The 19,783-nt window shown below is 32.2% G+C and carries 19 protein-coding genes; 12 read left to right on the top strand and 7 right to left on the bottom strand.

The window, feature by feature from the left end; genetic code table 11:
• Window positions 1-22 precede the first annotated feature (22 nt).
• Complete coding sequence (locus MED152_RS07000) at window positions 23-778, bottom strand: SOS response-associated peptidase (RefSeq protein ID WP_015481161.1); 756 nt, start codon at window positions 776-778, stop codon at window positions 23-25.
• A gap of 212 nt (window positions 779-990) precedes the next feature.
• The gene (locus tag MED152_RS07005; RefSeq protein WP_015481162.1) at window positions 991-1,383 is read right to left on the bottom strand and encodes an HU family DNA-binding protein; all 393 of its coding nucleotides are present in this window, start codon (window positions 1,381-1,383) and stop codon (window positions 991-993) included.
• An 829-nt stretch (window positions 1,384-2,212) separates the two neighbouring features.
• Here MED152_RS07005 and MED152_RS07010 point away from each other — a divergent pair.
• Window positions 2,213-3,100: a sterol desaturase family protein gene (locus tag MED152_RS07010; RefSeq protein WP_041383922.1), complete on the top strand. Its 888-nt coding sequence runs from the start codon at window positions 2,213-2,215 to the stop codon at window positions 3,098-3,100.
• 293 nt (window positions 3,101-3,393) lie between these two features.
• On the opposite strand, the gene MED152_RS07015 is transcribed toward MED152_RS07010, so the two are convergent.
• Window positions 3,394-4,125 carry a metallophosphoesterase family protein gene (locus MED152_RS07015; protein WP_015481164.1) on the bottom strand — a complete coding sequence of 244 codons (732 nt, stop codon included), beginning with the start codon at window positions 4,123-4,125 and terminating at the stop codon, window positions 3,394-3,396.
• 112 nt (window positions 4,126-4,237) lie between these two features.
• On the opposite strand from MED152_RS07015, the gene MED152_RS07020 reads away from it, so the two are divergent.
• The 3 genes from MED152_RS07020 (at window position 4,238) to MED152_RS07030 (ending at window position 6,531) form a co-directional block, all read left to right on the top strand.
• A complete protein-coding gene (locus MED152_RS07020) occupies window positions 4,238-5,350 on the top strand; it encodes an AraC family transcriptional regulator (RefSeq protein ID WP_015481165.1) in 1,113 nt (370 codons plus the stop codon).
• Window positions 5,351-5,473: 123 nt separating this feature from the next.
• A complete protein-coding gene (locus MED152_RS07025; RefSeq protein WP_015481166.1) occupies window positions 5,474-5,965 on the top strand; it encodes a hypothetical protein in 492 nt (163 codons plus the stop codon).
• Between the two features lie 5 nt (window positions 5,966-5,970).
• Window positions 5,971-6,531, top strand: a complete 561-nt coding sequence (locus MED152_RS07030) for a YceI family protein (RefSeq protein WP_015481167.1) — start codon at window positions 5,971-5,973, stop codon at window positions 6,529-6,531.
• Here the strand turns inward: MED152_RS07030 and MED152_RS07035 are convergent.
• Genes MED152_RS07035 through MED152_RS07045 form a run of 3 tightly spaced genes read right to left on the bottom strand, consistent with a single transcriptional unit; the run spans window position 6,528 to window position 9,732 of the window.
• Entirely contained in the window at window positions 6,528-7,805 is a 1,278-nt protein-coding gene (locus MED152_RS07035; protein WP_015481168.1) for a POTRA domain-containing protein, read from the bottom strand. The two genes, MED152_RS07030 and MED152_RS07035, sit on opposite strands and share 4 nt — an antisense overlap.
• 23 nt (window positions 7,806-7,828) lie before the next feature.
• Window positions 7,829-8,830 carry a glycoside hydrolase gene (locus tag MED152_RS07040; protein ID WP_015481169.1) on the bottom strand — a complete coding sequence of 334 codons (1,002 nt, stop codon included), beginning with the start codon at window positions 8,828-8,830 and terminating at the stop codon, window positions 7,829-7,831.
• A gap of 26 nt (window positions 8,831-8,856) precedes the next feature.
• Window positions 8,857-9,732: a hypothetical protein gene (locus MED152_RS07045; protein ID WP_015481170.1), complete on the bottom strand. Its 876-nt coding sequence runs from the start codon at window positions 9,730-9,732 to the stop codon at window positions 8,857-8,859.
• Between the two features lie 160 nt (window positions 9,733-9,892).
• Between MED152_RS07045 and MED152_RS07050 the strand changes: the two genes are divergently transcribed.
• From MED152_RS07050 to MED152_RS07085, 8 genes are all read left to right on the top strand, one after another.
• Window positions 9,893-11,242, top strand: coding sequence for an NAD(P)/FAD-dependent oxidoreductase (locus MED152_RS07050; RefSeq protein ID WP_015481171.1), 1,350 nt, complete (start codon window positions 9,893-9,895; stop codon window positions 11,240-11,242).
• Between the two features lie 62 nt (window positions 11,243-11,304).
• Complete coding sequence (locus tag MED152_RS07055) at window positions 11,305-12,927, top strand: 4Fe-4S binding protein (RefSeq protein ID WP_015481172.1); 1,623 nt, start codon at window positions 11,305-11,307, stop codon at window positions 12,925-12,927.
• A complete protein-coding gene (locus tag MED152_RS07060; RefSeq protein WP_015481173.1) occupies window positions 12,927-13,403 on the top strand; it encodes a toxin-antitoxin system YwqK family antitoxin in 477 nt (158 codons plus the stop codon). The genes MED152_RS07055 and MED152_RS07060 overlap by 1 nt, the downstream gene beginning before the upstream one ends.
• A complete protein-coding gene (locus tag MED152_RS07065; RefSeq protein ID WP_015481174.1) occupies window positions 13,404-14,096 on the top strand; it encodes a glycosyltransferase family 2 protein in 693 nt (230 codons plus the stop codon).
• Window positions 14,096-15,586 (top strand): cellulose synthase family protein, encoded by a 1,491-nt coding sequence (locus MED152_RS07070; RefSeq protein ID WP_015481175.1) that lies wholly within the window; start codon window positions 14,096-14,098, stop codon window positions 15,584-15,586. The genes MED152_RS07065 and MED152_RS07070 overlap by 1 nt, the downstream gene beginning before the upstream one ends.
• Entirely contained in the window at window positions 15,586-16,953 is a 1,368-nt protein-coding gene (locus MED152_RS07075) for a hypothetical protein (RefSeq protein ID WP_015481176.1), read from the top strand. Before MED152_RS07070 ends, MED152_RS07075 begins: the two co-directional genes overlap by 1 nt.
• A gap of 51 nt (window positions 16,954-17,004) precedes the next feature.
• Window positions 17,005-18,021: a LacI family DNA-binding transcriptional regulator gene (locus MED152_RS07080; protein WP_015481177.1), complete on the top strand. Its 1,017-nt coding sequence runs from the start codon at window positions 17,005-17,007 to the stop codon at window positions 18,019-18,021.
• The gene (locus MED152_RS07085; protein WP_015481178.1) at window positions 18,021-18,830 is read left to right on the top strand and encodes a Cof-type HAD-IIB family hydrolase; all 810 of its coding nucleotides are present in this window, start codon (window positions 18,021-18,023) and stop codon (window positions 18,828-18,830) included. Before MED152_RS07080 ends, MED152_RS07085 begins: the two co-directional genes overlap by 1 nt.
• On the opposite strand, the gene MED152_RS07090 is transcribed toward MED152_RS07085, so the two are convergent.
• Window positions 18,827-19,780 carry a carbon-nitrogen hydrolase family protein gene (locus MED152_RS07090; RefSeq protein ID WP_015481179.1) on the bottom strand — a complete coding sequence of 318 codons (954 nt, stop codon included), beginning with the start codon at window positions 19,778-19,780 and terminating at the stop codon, window positions 18,827-18,829. The two genes, MED152_RS07085 and MED152_RS07090, sit on opposite strands and share 4 nt — an antisense overlap.
• Between the last annotated feature and the right edge of the window lie 3 nt (window positions 19,781-19,783).

Consider the following 19,783-nt stretch of genomic DNA (forward strand, 5'->3'; position numbering starts at 1 on the left):
ACTAACTTACCAACTTATAAAATCATGGAAAAAGCGCATCTCCTAAATTCAATTGTTGGGCATAAGGCACCTTGTCTAAAATAGAAGGTCTATCGCTTATTTTTTTAGAAGAAAACACATCTGTAGATACAGCATAACTCACCAATTCTTGTTGGGTAAAACTGTCTAATACCGTTTTTACCTCAGCTGTGGTGGTTGCCATCAACCAGGTTTCGTAAGTACTAGGATCTAAAATTAACGGCATTCTATAACTGCCTAGAGCATTGGGTTTGTTGTGTATGGCCTTAAAAAAGTCATTGGCCTCAGTAGTAATAATAGAGGCAGCATAGGTAGTGCTATTATTTTCAATAACTTTTGAGTAAATACCAGCAAACGCAAACAACTCATGGTTTTTTTCTTTAAAAAAATAGGGTATTTTCTTTTGAACACCTGCTGCTTCATGAGGTTCAAAAAAGCCATCTGCATAAATAATACAACGTTGCCCTTCTATAAACTGACTGTACAAATCACTTTCAAACAAGCGTTCTCTAGTGGCATTTAGCGTATTGGTTTTCGCTAAGAAATCGGTTCTATAGCTTACATCATAGTGGGTAGGCAATACACCCCATTTGGCAAAGGCTATTTGGGTAGATGCCTCTTGTGTGGTAATGGCCAAGTTTTTAGACTCCCAACCATTAAAGTGAAAATAAGGCTGAAACAACTGCGGAGTTGTAAACTCTTTTTTAGTCTTTTTTTCAATGGCCTTGGCCGATTTTGTTAAGGAAGTGTGTACGCACATAATATATAAAGATATAAAAGTTTGCTGTTTTTTAAAAAAGATGCAAAGGTTTGTATTTAATGCTTACTAACTTTCTAAAAAAACCTTACCACCTTTTTGTATAAAGCTTACTAGGTTTTTTAATTTTCTTACTAGCTTTTGATGCTAAGTAAAGGGCAAAAAAAATCCTCAATAGCAAAAGCTATTGAGGTTTGTAAAAAAACTACTAAAAATTATGCGCTCTGCACAATTGTAAAATCTACAGTTTTAATATTCAAAGAATTTTTCATTCTCTTATCGGGTCTAAATTTAATACGTACGTTATTTACCAAATTTGCAGACACCTCTTCTGGTGTATCTACGGCTTCAGAATTAATACCTATTTGAAAAGAACCCAGCTTATCTAACTTTACGATTCTACCTTGCTTTAACTCGTCTACTACATTATGTAATAGCGATAATATTACAGCATAGCAATCGGCTTCTCTTACCGTACTTTGGTTCGAAACCAAATAGGCTAATCTTTCAAGATCTGTTTTACCTGTTGCTACTACTTGAGCATAATATTTATTATCCGCAGCTCTATCCTGAGGATTTGATTTACTAACACTTTTTAATTGGACCATCTTTTTCTGTTTTTTAAGATGTTCTATTGCTTTATACGAGGCAGCAATACAAAAACCTCTTTGGATACGCTTTAAAAACTCTGCACAAATAGACCCAACCTTATACGTTTTTATAAAGTTTAACTGATAGTATATGAAACACTTACAGGAGTTTTAACTAGAAAAATTAAGTCATAAGTTTACCAATGCAGTATGTGGACTGCTTTTAAAAATTACTATTTAAAATTTGGTAAACGATAAGAAGAATTGTAATTTTATAGTTCGAAAATGAAACTACGCACTTCTTAAAGTGTTACCGTTTTAAAAAAGTCTTAAAGCACATCTTTAAGGCTTTTTTGTTTTGTAAATATAAAAGGTTGGTTTTGTAAAATAGTTAACAATTGTTAACTCGTTGCCTTTATTTTACAAACCGTTTCTCATAACCTATTTGGATATGCCCTTTTTCTTTACAAGGGTAAAACTATAAATCATTTTGGATCTTTTGGAGGTAAATTCTTAAAATGTTTAGCAAACTTATCAACAAATTATTGCGTTTTTTAAGGGTTTTAACCGCTTAAAACACTATAAATCAAAAGGTTAAACCTTAATTTCACCAAAAACGAATGCGAACATAGGTATTTCTGCCTATTTTAATATCAAAATACAGTCCGTCAAAACCTAGTGCATGTATTTTGTAAAGTAAGTGCTGCCACATATAGATTGTTTTTTTGTGAGATGTTTAATCTAAAATAGACTATCATCTGGTAAATGATGAATATCCATTCACACTACAAGATAATTAAAAATACCGACTTTATCAATTGGTGAACTCTTTGTAAATTTGCAATCTGTGGAGAAATATATAGACATTATAAAAAATTCATATTCCGGCTACTGGAACTACCTGAAAAACTCAGTTTTGTTTGAGTTAAATTGGGAGAATTATTTCTATGCCCTAATTATAATTTCTTTAGTGGTTTGGGGTTTAGAAAGCTTGTTTCCTTGGCGTAAAAATCAATCTTTGTTTCGTAAAGATTTTTGGTTAGATACCTTTTACATGTTCTTCAATTTTTTTCTATTGAACTTAATTGTACTTATTGCCCTTTCAAATACAGCCGCTGAATTATTTAATGATGTATTAGGGGTGGTTGGTTTAACTCTAAGTAATTTTCAGTTGTTAGATTTAAATAGCTTGCCTTTTGCCTTGCGTATTTTCATCTTTTTTATTGTGGTTGACTTCACCCAGTGGTGGACACACAGACTATTGCATAGAGTGGAGTTTCTATGGAACTTTCACAAAGTACATCACTCTGTAAAAGAAATGGGATTTGCTGCCCATTTACGTTATCATTGGATGGAACCTGTAGTGTACAATTCTTTACGATACATACCTTTAGCCATTATAGGCGGATTTTCTGCACAAGATGTGGCTATTGTTCATTTCTTTAATATCACGATTGGTCATTTAAATCATGCCAATATTAATTGGGATTATGGTTGGTTGAAATACATTTTTAACAATCCTAAAATGCACATCTGGCATCACTCTAAAGAATTGCCAGAAGAACGCAAGTATGGTGTAAATTTCGGACTAACCTTAAGCATTTGGGATTACCTTTTTAAAACGAATTACATTCCGTATTCTGGAAGAGATATTGAGTTAGGCTTTGAAGGTGATGACCGTTTTCCTAAAAGTTTTGTGCAACAAGAATTGTATCCTTTAGGCAAAAAAGACTGACATATATCCTCTTTTTTCTTGTCATTCTAATTTTAAAGTAATCACTTTCTTTTTTCCATTGATGAAAAAAGAAACAAAAAAATCTAGACTTATTTTACTATTCTCAAATTCTACTTTTTAATCCATTCACCTGTCCAGACCGCAAAGCTTTTTGGACACTTACCATTCCTTAAAAATTGAATTTTATCGAATACTAAAAGTATGTCGATTGCCAAGTAATTAAATTAGCTGCTTTAAGTAACAAGTTTAAATTTTGAAAATAAAAAGTAAATATAATTTAAGAAATGAAAGAACTATTTATTCCTCCCTTTTTCGTTAGGATACAAAGTAGGTAAAGCATCACTTTGATAAAATGCTTTTGTTTCAATGTTTAGCGCAGTTACTTTCCCTTTAAAAGCAGCACCTGTATCTACATTCCAAATATTGGCAGCATTCATAGGGAACTCTTCATTATAGTTTGTAGTTGGTGTATGCCCAATATAAATTTCGTGATAATGTTGTAATCTTTTTGGGTAATTATTCGCAGTTACCTCAATCTTTTTATCTAAGGCTAACGCCATTTCCCATAACGTTCTATCTGTACAAAATTTATGTGGGTAACTCTCTTTTTCAACACCATGCATAGAGGTAAAACCTGCATGTAAAAACAAACGGTTTTCATCATCTAAATGATACATCTGTAACGCTTGGAAAAACGCCAAATGTTCTTGTTTCTCTTCCTTAGAAAAGGCTGCATAACTATCTATGGTTTCTTTTCCTCCATGCATAAACCAAGAAGGATTTACATCATTTTCATCTTTTAGCCAATTTTCGCACCAAACATCATGATTTCCTTTAATGAATATACAGTTAAACTTTTTTGAAAAATCGATAAGAAAATCGATTACCTGAGCAGCTTCACTCCATCCATCAACATAATCACCCATAAAAACTAAGTGATCTTCTTCTTTAAGTTCAAGTTGATTTAAAACTTGAATTAGTGCTTTAAAACCTCCATGTATATCACCAATAGCAAACGTTCTCATTTCTAGTATTCTTTTTTACAAAGCTAACAATTCTCTTAACTTTAAATGCAAGTTAAAGTTATTATAAAATTAATATTTGTAAACTTCTACAACTTATGTATCTTTCAAAAATATGAAACCTGTAGATAGTTTTTTACTCATTTTACTCGCAGCTGGGGCTATTCAAGGTCTCATTTATGGTTTTATATTACTCAAAAAAAACGCAAAAAATAAAAGTGCAAATCTCTTTTTAGCTACTATTTTATTTTTCTTTTCTTATCGACTAATAGTTGAAATTTGCAAACTTTTTGGATATGGTTTTTACGATTTTTGGTATCACGTTTTCATTGAATTCAATTGGATTTATGGTGCGTTAATCTACTTTTTTGTTAAAGCGAGTGTTACACCAAAATTTAAAATTAATTTTAAAAAAGATTGGATACACTTTCTCCCGGTTTTCATCGAATTTCTTTGGAGTAACTTCATAAAATCTCAAAACTTTTATTGGGATGGTACACAAGAAAGCCTTTCTTGGTTGGGCTATTATGGATACATTGTTTGGATGCACTACCCTACAATGTTTATCATTTCCGGCCTTTTAATTATATTTTATGCGTATAAATCTTCTCAAATTTTGAAACAAAAAAGAGATGAACATCTTATTTATATTGATAAAGTACAATGGATTAAAAGAGTGCTTTTTGTATTGAAATATTATGCTATTTTCTTAATTGTAATGGTTTTAGTTGATGTACTGTTTTTTGATTATGCCTTCAGAAAATACTATAGTTACCCTTTATTTATTGGTATGGCCATAGTTACCTATTGGTTAGGATTAGAGGGTTTTAACAGAAGAAATAATGACGTGATTAAAACGCAAAATATCATACCAGACAAAGAAAAACAACAACTAGAACAAATTGCTAAAGCTTTAAAAAAATTGATGGAAGAAGATGAGATTTATACAAACCCGGATTTGAATTTGGCCATATTATCAGAAAAATTAAATGTAAAACCGTATCAAACATCAAAATGTTTGAATGTTATTTTTGGGAAAAAGTTCAATGATTTCGTAAACGAATATAGAATTAAAGCGCTTAAAGACATTCTGAAAAATCCGAAAAATGAAAAATTTACATTATTAAGTTTGGCTTTTGATGTAGGCTTTAACTCAAAATCTTCTTTTAATAGAGCAGTGAAAAAAATCACAGGGAAATCTCCTAAAGACTTAAAATCAAGTAACTAAACGTTTCATTTTTTTAATTGATACTTTTTTCAAATTTTAAATTCGTCTCAATTCTAAAATAGAGACGACCAACATCCTTATAAATTTCATATTTGCAGTGTTATTCATTTAAAACTAAAAATTATGAAATTTATAATCTCTTCTTTGTTAATTTTCTTTCTAAGTGTTTCGTGCCATTCACAAATTAAATATGGCACGCCTACTGAAAAAGATATTCCTGAGAAATTGCAAAACATCCCTAAAAAAATAATCGTTAAGAATTTTCCAGTAGTGGTAGATCCTATAAAAATTAATGATAGATATTACTGGAAACACAATACTTTAATTTTCTGTAAAGAAAGCAAGATAACCATAACAGAATATGGTGCGTACTTGTTTTACAATGGAAAATGGAATTTAAGAAAATCATATCCGTTAAAAGACCTCAACAAAAAATTTGGCACTAAAAAACAAGTGTTACAACAAGCCCAACCTTACACTTGGAATAACAATTGGAGAAGCGACAATCGTTTATTTGGTGGTTGGGCAATGTGGTATTTTATTGGCACTACTGACGCTGGTGAAACTGTTTGCGGCTATGAAATGATACACACAACTAATAATTTAATACACTAAATACAATGAAAAAATTACAACTTTTTACAGCAATTTCACTTTTTATATCGATGAGTATTTCTGCACAGAAATTCAATCTAGAAAGCAAAAACTCAAACATTTCTTGGACTGGAAAAGCTGCTTTTAATGCCTATGCTTTAACTGGAAGTTTGAAAGCAAAATCAGGAGAAATCTTGATAGAGAATGATTCAATTAAAAAATTGGAAGTGATTATAGATATGAAATCGCTCGATCATTCAAATAAAGATTTAAAAAAACATTTACGAAATAAAGATTTTTTCGAAGTAAAAAAATATCAAACTGCCACTTTTAAACTATTAAATTCTGTAAAATTGGTTAAAGGAAAAATTCTTTTAGTTGGAAATATGACTATTAAAAACATTACTAAAAAAGAAGAGATAGAAGTTGAAATTCATAAAAATGAAAACATCAATCTACAATTTACTACCAATTTAGACAGAACTAAATATGGCGTAAAATTCAACTCACCAAGTTTTTTTAAAAAAATGAAAGAAAATGCAATTGCGGATGAATTTGTGTTAAAAAGCGAATTGACTTTTAACTAAAAATACTGGCCAATACCAAATACGAGTCCGGCTTTAGACGTGTTAGACTGCCCTACAATTCGAAATCCGTAGTCTATTCGAAACGTAGCATTGTATACTTTTTTGCTGATAAAACGCAAACCTATACCAGAATAAACACGAAGGTTTTCTTCCTGAAAAAAGTCATTCAGTTCACCTCCAGGATTTCTCCAAGAACCAAAATCGGTAAAGACGTTGGTTTGTATGGCTAGCCATTTTTTATCGTAAATAGTATGCCTGTATTCTGTATTGAGTACAAAACTACCTGTACCCCTATCTACCAAAATACCTACCCCTCTTAAATTTACATTATTATCTAAAGCAAAAGGTGCAAAGGGTGTGTTTTCATTAGAAGACAAACCAAATCGTAATCTGTTGGCCCAATTGCCTTTTTCACCTATTCTTTTGTAATAGAAAAAGTCGTTCCAAAAAATGTAAAAATCATTCTGATAATCATTTTCTGTAAGCACATATTGTGCATAAAGCACACTCTTAAATCCGCTTACATATTGGTAGTAATAATCTAAATTGGTATAACCATAAACCAGCTTAAACAATGCTTTTTGTAGGTCGAGCTGCTGTGGAATTTCTGGTGCAGTTATTCCAGACAAGTATTGATATTTCTCTGTAAAGAAATTTACCCCAAAATTCACTTCATTGTTTACATCAATTTGATAGAGTGCCAAAGCCTCAAAAGAAATGTTATTGTATAAATAATTGGCAGATTGATCATTAAAATACAAAGGCTCTTCACTTTTCCAGTTTTGATGATTTAAGGCCACTCCCCATTTTCTAGAAAACAGGTTGGGTGCTCTAAAATTCAGGGCATAGGTATGAAACCCATTGTATTGGTAAAAGCCTCCAAAAGTGATGTTTCTACCTAGTAAATTGTAATCGTACAAACCCAATTTATAGGAAAATACATTGTTGGTGGTTGTCCAAAAATTAAGATCGGGCAATAATGTATAATTCTCTTCAATAGTGATGTCAATTGCGCATTCTTGAGCGCCAATTTCTTTCACTGTATAATAGGCATAGCTAATGGCTGGTAGGCGTTTTAAGCGTAAAATATCTTGATGCAATACAGTAGAATCTAGAGGTTGCCCCACTTGCGTTTCTAAAATTTTAGCAATAAAAGAAGGCTTTGTTTTTTGTGCACCTTTAATTGTAATAGATGCAATTTTGGTAGTTTGCGCTTGCCCTAAGAAAACACTGCACAAACATAAAACTAAGACTATTTTTAATTTAGAAATCATTGTTGCAGTAAATATAAAACTTCTTATTGAGCATATAGCTTTTTAATAAGTTCTTCTGCTGGTTTATTTTGAGGGGTAAATCTGTTGTTGTTTTCTCCGCCAACTTTGTCATGCCTGTGAAACCATTTCCAAAGAAATCCGCCAGCAAACCAATCTTCATCCCAAAATTGATTGTGTATGGCTTGCAAACCATTGGCTTGAGCTTGTAGATTTACACTGCCTTGAAGTCTATGAAACTCCCATGGTTTTTTAGCATTATAGTCTACACTTCTATACCCAAATTCTGTAAAAAGAATAGGCTTGTTAAACTTTTGCTGAATGCCTATAATTTCTTTTTTGTGTTTTGCCCAACCTTCTTCTAAATGCGCCACTGTTGGTGTTTTTACATCACTTAAAGGAAAATAGGCATCGATTCCAATAAAGTCGAGCTCGCTCCAAAAAGACAAACGTTTGTACTCATCCCAATTGGCTGCATAGGTTAACTTACCTTTATAAATAGTTCTAATTTCTTTGATGAGTTGCACCCAATATTCTGGCCTATTCATCACAAATTCTTTTAATTCTGTACCAATACAAAGTACCTCTGCATCTAAAGTTTCAGCAGCTCTTGCATAGGTAAGAATGTAGGCTTTGTAAGAATTTTCTAAAAGTTGCCAATGTTCTTCTGTGGTTGGTTTTAAATCACCTGTAAAACCACCTCTTCTTAACCATAAATGAGGTTTTACCATTATTTTAATACCCACTTTTTTAAACTCTTTGGCATATTGTAGTAACCCATTTTCGGTTTCGCCAAACCATTCTCTATTGGTATTAAATTCAATTTTTGGGTACTCTAGATTGCGAATAAAACTATAAGGCATTAAAGCCACATAGTTACTTTTAGAATTTAAAACGGGTGTAATATGTTCTTGGCTAATAGAATCTCTAGAAGCCACAAAGCTTAATCCGTTAATTTTTTGGGGTTGACTTTTACAAGCGGTTTGTAAAAAAAGTACAGCAATTAAAAAGAGATATCTTGTTTTCATAAATCTCTTAAAAATACTTCTTTTTCTTAAAACAAGGCTCTTAAACCTAAGTTAAAACTTTGCCCTAAACCAGTATCACTACCTCTTACAAACTTGCTGTATAAAACCTCTAAATTTAAGACAGGTGTAATTTGATATTTACCTCCAAAACCTAAACTGGTAAAGTCTTGCGCAAAATCTCCTATTCTTTGGTAATGCTGTACAAAACCTAAAATAGTGGTTGCATCATTAGGAAAATAACTCATGAACAAACCTGGAGCTAATACAAAAGTATTGTTTGCAAAGCTATCTTCATCACCAAAATTATATTCGGTACTTAACTCTGTAAATAATTGCCAATCTCCACTTGGAAAGGTATAATCATAGAAAAATCGGTTTTGAAACATGTAAGCAGTTTGATCTAAAAACACCCCATTCGCATCTGATTCTTCATTGATTAAAGGAATATGAAAAGCACTTTGAACAGAAAAATTACCCACATTGGATAATGGCTGCCATTTTAAGGCAGGTGCTAAAGAAGACAAACCATTTCTTGAGCTATTATCTGAAGGAAAACCTAAAACAGACGTAGCACTCTTACCATTAATTGCATTAGATCTGTACTCTAACAATAACCCTACATTTAAACGATTGTTTTCTGAAACTCCCGTAAAAATATCTAATGTAGAAGTAAAGTACGTTTCTCTTGCTTTATCTGCTTTTACGCCATTAAAAGTGGCTTCTGTTTCTGTATATAGGTTGTTGAAAAATTTAATATCCCACTGCCCTTTGTTTAATAGTTTAGAAGGTGTGTAAGTCTGAATATTACTTTTTGTTGTAGTATCTGCATCTTGTGCAAAACTGCTTTCTACAAAAATGATGATAAGTAGTATTGCTAGATTTCTTAGGCTAATTTTATTCATTTGGTTGGTTTATTTGGATGAATTTAGAGGATAGTCTTAGAAGTTTTAAAATACTTACAGCCTCTAGAAAGTTTTTTATTTATACTTAATCTAAATTATAGGTATCTGTTAAGTTCTTAACTTTAGCTTCGACAGAAAGTCAAGAATCAATCAATACATTATGGAACACATTGTAATTATCGGAAATGGAATTTCTGGGGTTACAGCTGCAAGACATATCAGAAAAAACTCTGATAAACAAATTACCATAGTCTCTGCTGAAACCAAATACTTTTTTTCTAGAACTGCACTCATGTATATTTATATGGGGCACATGAAGTTTGAACATACACAGCCTTATGAAAATTGGTTTTGGGATAAAAACAACATTAACCTAAAAGAAGGCTACGTTTCTAAAATAAATACAGCTACTAAAGAGCTATCGTTTAAAGATGGTTCTGCCTTAACTTACGATAAGTTAATCATTGCAACTGGTTCTAAACCCAATAAATTTGGTTGGCCAGGTCAAGACTTAAAGGGCGTTTTGGGTATGTACCATAAGCAAGATCTAGAAAATTTAGAACTGATTGCGCCTAATAATGACGTGTGTAAACGCGCTGTAATTGTAGGTGGTGGATTAATAGGAATTGAATTGGCAGAAATGCTTAGAAGTAGAGATATACCTGTTACTTTTTTGGTACGTGAAAGTAGTTTTTGGAATGGCGTTTTGCCTGCACAAGAATCTGAAATGATTAACAAACACATCAAAGAGCATCACATAGATTTGCGTTTAAGCACCAACTTAAAGAAAATAAAATCCGATGAAAATGGCCGTGTAAAATCCATTATCATTGAAGAAACAAGCGAAGAAATTGCCTGTAATGTTGTGGGTTTAACTGCTGGAGTTACACCTAATATTGACTTTTTAGAAGGTTCAGGAATTAAGACCAAAAAAGGAGTTTTGGTGAATAGAATGTTAGAAACCAATACAAAAGATGTGTATGCCATAGGTGATTGTGCAGAACAACATGAAGCAATTGGTTTACGTAGAAATATTGAAGCAGTTTGGTATACAGGAAGAATGATGGGTGAAGCTTTAGCGCAAACCATTTGTGGCAATTCAACTGAATACAAGCCTGGGCATTGGTTTAATTCGGCCAAGTTCTTAGACATTGAATACCAAACGTATGGTTGGGTATTTAGTGAGCGCAATAAGAAGGATTATGAAAGCTATTTTCAGTGGAAACACCCTTCAAAAGATATTTGTATCACCATTTCTTACCATAAAAAAACACAACAATTTTTAGGAATAAATACTTTCGGAATTCGAATGCGTCATGAAAAATTTGACCAATGGTTAACCGAAAAACAATCCATACAACACGTCTTAAAGTATTTAAAGGATGCCAATTTTGATCCGGAGTTTTACAGCTTGTATGAAAAAGATATTGTTGCAAAATTCAATAGCGAACACAACACCCAAATAAAAGTACAAGATAAAAGCTGGAAACGCATATTCTCTAAAGCATAAATGCTTTGTAAGAGAAAGAATAAAGTAAATAAAATAGCAATCACACATCTAACAGCACCATTTTGAAAGCGATAAAAAATATAGGACTCGTCATTTTTTTAACAGGCTTAACACTATTTACAGCCACCATTTTTACAGGTAATTTTACATTTACCCAACAAGAATTTGATTCTTTTGTAGCAGAAAAAGGCTATAAAAGTGAGCTATTTGTGGAGGAACTCCAAAAAGCCTTGGTTACCGATGAAAACGTAAACATCTTTGAATTTTCTAAACGGGTTAGAAATGCGGTAGATGTAAACAACCAGTATTACAATGAGCTAATTGCGAAATACAATGCAGAGAAAAACTGGAAGAAAAAAGGAGCTCAATACCAATATAAAATCAACGGAAAACCACATACCATTAGTTTTAATATCGCTAAAAAAGCAGGTAGTGGTTTTGTAAAAGAGAATGCAGGCTTGGTGTGGTTTTTAACTTTTGGTTTGGGCATAATTGGGGCACTCCTTTTTATTTTACCAAACTTAATTTTATTAGGAAAACCAGGTATTAAAAACGATCACATCTATCAGCAATCTGCCACCAATAGAGGTTTTATAGCTTGGTTGGTTTTGGTGTATTTGGTTGCCTTTTATTTGGTGCTTTATTTTATGGCAGACTATGTTGTAAACTGGACGTTTATTCTAGATCCTATTAGTAAAGTATTAAATGGTGGTGATGCTTCACAGTGGTTTGTATACGGTTTTCTATACTGTACAATTATGCTAACCATGGGTGTTCGAATGTATATAAAGTACAGACATAACAAATATCAAATTATAAGAACTACATCTGTTTTATTTTTTCAAATTGTATTTGCCTTTTTAATTCCGGAGATTATGACCAGCTTAAATATGCCTGGTTACGATTTTAAAAATGCCTTTCCTTTAGATTATGATTTCTTTTTTGAATGGAATTTAAAAAGCTTAACCGAAAGTGGTGGTATTGGTATTTTTATATTGGTTTGGGGTATTGTTTTAACCCTAATTATTGTACCTGTAATGGTTTACTTCTTCGGAAAAAGATGGTATTGTTCTTGGGTTTGTGGTTGTGGTGGCTTGGCTGAAACGCTTGGTGACCCTTACAGACAGCACTCTAACAAAAGTTTGAATGCATGGAAATTAGAACGATGGCTAATACATTCGGTTCTAGTTTTTTCTTTAGTGATGACACTAGTAACCTTGTATTGCTATTTTTCCGGCACTTCGTCGTTCTTAGGTATAAAATCACAATGGATTAAAGATACCTACAGCTTTTTAATCGGAGCTTGGTTTGCAGGTGTAATTGGTACTGGTTTCTACCCAATTTTTGGAAATAGAGTTTGGTGTAGATTTGGTTGCCCATTGGCTGCTTACTTAGGTTTAGTGCAACGTTTTAAATCGCGTTTTAGAATCACTACAAATGGTGGGCAATGTATTTCTTGTGGAAACTGTTCTACGTATTGTGAGCAAGGAATTGATGTAAGAGCTTATGCGCAAAAAGGAGAAAACATAGTTAGATCTAGTTGTGTAGGGTGTGGAATTTGTTCTGCTGTGTGTCCTAGAGGAGTTTTAAAATTAGAAAACGGCCCTGAAGAAGGTAGAATAAATCCTACCGAAATTTTGTTAGGTAACGATGTTGATTTAATGCAACTGGTAAATAAGAAATAATGATTCATAAAGCACTGCTTGTATTTTTTCTTTACGTTGGTCTGTTCACCAATGAAAAAACCTATACCAAAATCTATCATACCAATGGAAACTTAAAAGCAGAAGGCTGGCTTTATAAGGGCGAAAAGGTAGATTATTGGAAAACGTATTACAAAAACGGCGTTTTAAAAGAAGAAGGTAGGTATAAAGAAGGGCAAAAAGTAAAATATTGGTACTTTTACACCAACAAAGCAACACTTCTACAAGAAGGGCATTATAACAATGGCGTTAAAGAAAATTGGTGGCTTTTTTACAATTCAAAAGGCGAGTTAATTCACAAGTGTCAGTTGAAGAATAATAAAAAGAATGGGTATTGCTTAATTTATACAAATAAGAAATTGGTAAAAGCTTCTAAATTTGCAGCTGGAAAAAAAATAAAAGAATGGACAGATTTTTCTTCTTTTAAAAGAGAGAACAATCTAAATGATTTAAGATAAATGAACCCAATAATTAAAGTAATCATCCCTGCATATAATGAGCAAGATTCTATTGCACATGTTATAAAAGATATTCCTAAAATAGTGGATGAAGTTATTGTTATAAGTAACAATTCTACAGACAATACAGAACTTAATGCTCAAAAAGCAGGTGCAACTGTATTGAAAGAAACCCAAAAAGGATATGGTTATGCTTGCTTAAAAGGCATGGATTATATTAAACAGCAAACTACAAAACCAGATATTGTTGTTTTTTTAGATGGCGATTATTCTGATTACCCTGAGCAATTGACTGAAATTATAGCACCAATAATCGAAGAGAATATTGATTTTGTGGTAGGTGCAAGAGTAGATGAATTTAGAGAACCTGGTGCAATGACACCTCAACAAGTATTTGGCAATTGGATAGCTACTTTTTTAATGAAGCTCTTTTTTAAAGCACGATTTACAGACTTAGGCCCTTTTAGAGGTATTAAATATGATAAACTACTGGCACTGAATATGGAAGACAAAACCTATGGTTGGACAGTAGAGATGCAATTAAAGGTATTAAAGCAAAAAATGAGTTACAGAGAAATACCCGTGAAATATAGAAATAGAATAGGTGTCTCAAAAGTTTCAGGAACTGTAAAAGGTACTATATTTGCAGGAGTTAAAATTCTTGGTTGGATTTTTAAATATAGTTTTAAGTAATGATTTTAGAGTACATAATCATATTCATATATACCATTTGTCTGTTGCTAATTTTTTTATATTCATTAGCACAATTAAACCTTCTTGTCAATTATCTAAAATATAGAAATAGAGAAGATAATTCTCCTAAATTCGACTTTACCCAGCCAGAAGAAATTCCGTTTGTAACCATACAATTACCTGTGTATAACGAGTTGTATGTAATGAAGCGTTTGCTTAAAAACATTGCAAAAATAGACTACCCAATAGCTAAATTAGAAATTCAAGTTTTAGATGATTCTACAGATGAATCTGTAGCCATGACAGCCAAACATATAAAGAAAATTCAAGATTTAGGAATCGATATTCAACACATTCGTAGAACCAACAGACAAGGTTTTAAAGCAGGAGCTTTAAAAGAAGGTTTAAAAACAGCGAAAGGCGAGTTTATTGCCATTTTTGATGCCGATTTTTTACCCAAAAAAGATTGGTTGTATAAAACAGTGCCTTATTTTAAAGATGAAAACATAGGTGTAGTTCAAACGCGATGGAGCCATATCAATAGAAACTACTCTACCCTAACACGAATACAAGCCTTTATGTTAGATGCACATTTTACCCTAGAACAAGTGGGTAGAAATAGCAAAGGGCATTTTATTAACTTTAATGGTACTGCTGGTATTTGGAGAAAAGAGTGCATTTATGATGCAGGCAATTGGCAAGGAGACACCCTTACAGAAGACATAGATTTAAGTTACAGAGCACAGCTAAATAAATGGAAATTTAAGTATTTAGAAAATGTAGAAACACCTGCAGAATTACCTGTAATTATTAGTGCTGCAAGATCTCAACAATTTAGATGGAACAAAGGTGGAGCTGAGAACTTTCAGAAAATGATTAAAAGAATCATCACCAATAAAAGTGTTTCTTTTAAAACCAAAGTACATGGCTTATTGCATTTATTAAATAGCTCTATGTTTACATGTATCTTTTTGGTGGCAATTTTAAGCATACCTATGTTGTACATCAAAAATGAGTATGCACACTTAAAAAATTACTTTTATGTAATGAGCTTTTTTGTAATTAGCTCGCTAATTTTCTTTGTTTGTTATTGGCACATGTATAAGAATATATATGGAGGTGGATTTGTAAAATTCTTTAAATATATTGGCGCTTTTTTCACATTCTTTTCTGTAGCTATGGGCTTTTCGTTACACAATACAATTGCTGTTTTAGAAGGGCATTTGGGTAAGAAAAGTGAATTTGTAAGAACTCCGAAATTTAATATTAAAACGATTAAAGACGGATGGAAAAACAACAAATACATTAAGAAAAAACCATCAGTACATGTAATTCTAGAAGGCTTATTAGCCATTTATTTTGTTTTTGGTATGTATAGCGCATTTGTAGTTGGTGATCAAGGAGGAGATTTTGGATTATTCCCATTTCATTTAATGCTTTTTATAGGGTTTAGCTACGTGTTTTTTAAATCGATATTTTCTAAAGCCTAATGTCTGTATTATCAAAATACAAAGACATTGCACTTATCTTTATTAGTGCTTTACTTTATTTCCATATTGCTTACGCTTTAGACAGAACCAACTTTACAGTTTTGGCTTCTCTTTGGTTTGGCTTGTTTACCTGCTTTTATTTTTTAGTTCAAAAGCCCAAATTATCGTTTAACAATTTAGTAGGCATTGCATTTTTATTTCGACTGATTTTCCTTTTTTCAACACCAAATTTATCACAAGATTTTTATCGTTTTATTTGGGATGGACGCATGATTTTAGAAGGATTAAATCCGTATTTATCTTTACCAGAAACCTTTATTGAGCATATCAATTACCCTATTGCTGAAGCCAGAGAACTGTATGCAGGAATGGGTGAATTGAATGGAAGTCATTATACCAATTATCCGCCTTTAAATCAGTTGTGTTTTTTAATTCCAGCTCTTTTTGCCAGTAAAAGTATTTTTGGGAGTGTACTTGTTTTAAGAATGATTATTATTCTGGCTGAATTTGGAATTTTCTATTTTGGTAAGAAATTGCTTCAAGCGTTGCATTTGCCAAAACACAATATATTTTGGTATGTATTGAATCCGTTTATCATTATAGAACTTACAGGAAACCTCCATTTTGAATCTGTAATGCTCTTCTTTTTTATTTGGGGAATGTATGCATTGCAAAAACGCAATTGGATTTTAGCTGCTGTTTTAATAGGCTGCTCAATATCAGTTAAACTATTGCCCTTTTTCTTTTTACCCTTATTCTTTAAGGTTTTTGTTAATAAAAAATCAACCTTACCATTAGGTAAACAATGGCTGCAACTCATTTTATTTAACATTATGATTTTAGGTACAGTTGTTTTATTATTTCTACCTTTTTTATCAAGTACTTTAGTAGCCAATTATACAAACTCTGTGGGCTTGTGGTTTGGTAAATTCGAATTTAACGCAAGTTTTTACTATTTGTTCAGAGAAATAGGTTACTTGTTTAGAGGTTATAATGAAATAGGAATCATTACAAAGATAACACCTATTTTAACCATACTTTACCTCATCTACCTAACATTTTTTAGAAAAAACAATCATCAGGTCATCCTACTGTCAAGCATGCTTTTTGGTTTGTTTTTTTATTATTTTACATCAACCACCATACATCCTTGGTATTTGGCAACCCCATTGTTAATTAGCGTATTTACCAAATATCGTTTTCCAGTTTTTTGGACCTTAGTCATTATTTTAAGTTATCAAGCCTATGCCAATACTCCTTGGCAAGAGAATTTATGGTTTGTTGCTGCAGAATATGTATTGCTATTTGCATTTATGATTATCGAATTTAAATCTCATAGGAGAAAAGACTCGATAATTTCTGCTTAATTTTTACACCATCGTTTATATTTTTATATCTTCGTAACTAAACGTTTTTAGATGAAAAAGCTAACCATAAAAGATATTGCCAAAGAATTTAAAGTTTCTATTTCTACAGTATCAAAAGCTTTGAATGATAGTTACGAAATTAGCCAAAGCACCAAAGAAAAAATTCAGAAATACGCAAAAGAAAACAACTACAAGCCTAACTTTAATGCGTTAAGTTTAAAAAATAGAAGTACAAAAACCATAGGGGTAATTATACCAACTATGTTAAACTATTTCTTTGCTCAGGTATTTAAAGGTATCGAAAAAACAGCCTTAGAAAAAGGGTATAAAGTAATTACCTGTATCTCTAATCAATCTTATGACAAAGAAGTAGAAATTATAGAAATGCTTTCTAATGGAAGTATAGATGGCTTTTTACTTTCTATGGCTAAAGAAACTGAACTAAGTAATAAATTTGATCATTTTAAAGAATCTATAGAAAACGGAACTCCGATTGTTATGTTTGATAGAGTTGCGCAATCGATTTCTTGTGATAAAGTGATTACAGATGATTTAGAAGGAGCCACAAAAACAGTGGAGTTTTTATACAAAAAAGGACATAAAAATATTGCTTTTGTTTCTACCATGAGTGATTTGCATATTGGTAAGCAACGTTTTGAAGGCTATAAGCAAGGTCTAAAAAATGTAGGTTTATCTTTAGATGAAAACCTAGTACTTAATATTGTTGAAAGAGATTATAAGAAATACAAAAACATTGTTAGGCCATTTATTAAGGCCAATAAAATAGATGCAGTAATTACTACAGGCGAATCTGTTGCTGTTTCTGTGATGAAAGCTGTAAAAAAGAACGATCAAAAAATACCAAAAGACGTTGCTGTAATTGCATTTTCTAACGGAATTTTATCAAGACACTCTAGCCCAAAAATGACAACAATTAGTCAGCATGGTGAAAAAATGGGTTCTGCTGCTGCAGCCATTTTAATTGATAAGTTAGAAAACAAAACCAAAGAAATTACTACAAAAGTGATTCAAACAGACCTTGTAATTAGAGATTCTACTCGTAAATAATGAAAGACTTTGCTCAAGTAAAACTGGTAGTTTCTGATATGGATGGTACACTCTTAAACTCTAAAGGAGCAGTGAGTGATGAGTTCTTTACCCTATTTGAACAACTAAAAAAAAAGAATATTACTTTTTGTGCAGCAAGTGGCAGACAGCACAATAGTATTGTATCTAAGCTCGATGCTATAAAAGATGAAATTTATGTTATTGCAGAAAATGGTGGCGTTGCAAAAAAGGGCACAGAAGTTTTACTCTCTAACTTTTTAGCTACTGATAAAATTTTGCAGCTAATACCAATTCTAAGAACTATTGCAGGTGCAAATATGGTATTATGTTGTGATGGTGAAGCGTTTATAGAAAGCAAAGATCCACGTTTTATTAAGCATTTTCAAGAATACTATCATAGCTTTCAGCAAGTAGAAGACCTAATAGCTATAGCAAAAAACAAACCTGCTTACAAAATAGCTGTGTACCATTTTGATTCTTCTGAAGAATTTATTTACCCAGTAATTGAACATTTAAAAGAAGAAGTACTACTTAAGGTTTCAGGAAAAAACTGGCTAGATATTTCTGACGAGAAAGCCAATAAAGGGCGTGCTTTAAAGCATTTACAAAAAGTACTTGATGTAAGTAAAGAAGAAACTCTTGTTTTTGGTGATTATCATAATGACATAGAAATGATGCAAGAAGCCAAGTATAGTTTTGCAATGGCAAATGCGCATGAAGATATTAAAGAGCTTGCTAAATATGGTACAGCAAGTAATGATAATAATGGTGTGGAAAAAGTAATTAAAGAGTTACTAGAAGTACTTTAATTTTTAAACTCAACAGTACTTTGTCTCTCTCTGTTTACCTGTAACTTGGTAACATCTGGTCTTGAATAATGCCCAACTACATCAAAGTTTTGACGCTCTTCTAAAACACGATTAAAATCTAAAGTTTCTATAATTAAACCTTCTTTTTCCAAGACTGGTTCTATAATCCATTCACCATCAGGCCCTGCAATACAAGAACCACCATTTGCCAATATTTCTGGGGCGTCCTTTACTATTTTATCATAATGAGGCACATCTTTAGGAAAATCTGTTTTTGCCATTAAACTAGAAACAGAAATTACAAAAGAGCGTGATTCTCTTGCTATAAAACGTGTAATATCTTTGGTATTATGATCAGAACCAGGCCAAACTGCTATGTGTAAATTTTCGCCCAAACCATACAAGGCTGTTCTAGGTAAAGGCATCCAGTTTTCCCAACAATTTAAACCACCTACTGTAAAGTCTTTTAAAGGATGTACCTGTAAACCATTACCATCTCCAGGTGCCCAAGTTAAGCGCTCATCGAAAGTAGGTTGTAATTTACGATGTACAGATTTAATTTCTCCAGTTTCATTTATATACACCAAACTTGCATAAATGCTATGTCCTCCTCTATTTGCTGCACGTTCCATAATACCTAAATAGATTGCTATTTTATGCTTTTTGGCTAAAGCACAAACTGCATTTAATTCGCCTTTTTCAATGGTAATAGAATTGCGAATGTAATGAGCGTGAATTTCTTTTTGTGTAGTTGAGTTCCAAGCAGCACCATTGGTTAAGGCAATCCAAAAAGGGTAGCCAGGTAATAACGCCTCACCAAAAACAATCAGCTCACAATTTTCTTGAGCTGCGTTTACAATTGATTGTTCTATTTTCTCCAGCGTCTTTTCTTTGTTTAACCAAACAGGCGCTATTTGAGCTAAGGCAACTTTTAATAGATTGTCGTTCATCAT

It is taken from the genome of Polaribacter sp. MED152 (assembly GCF_000152945.2).
Lineage (GTDB): Bacteria > Bacteroidota > Bacteroidia > Flavobacteriales > Flavobacteriaceae > Polaribacter.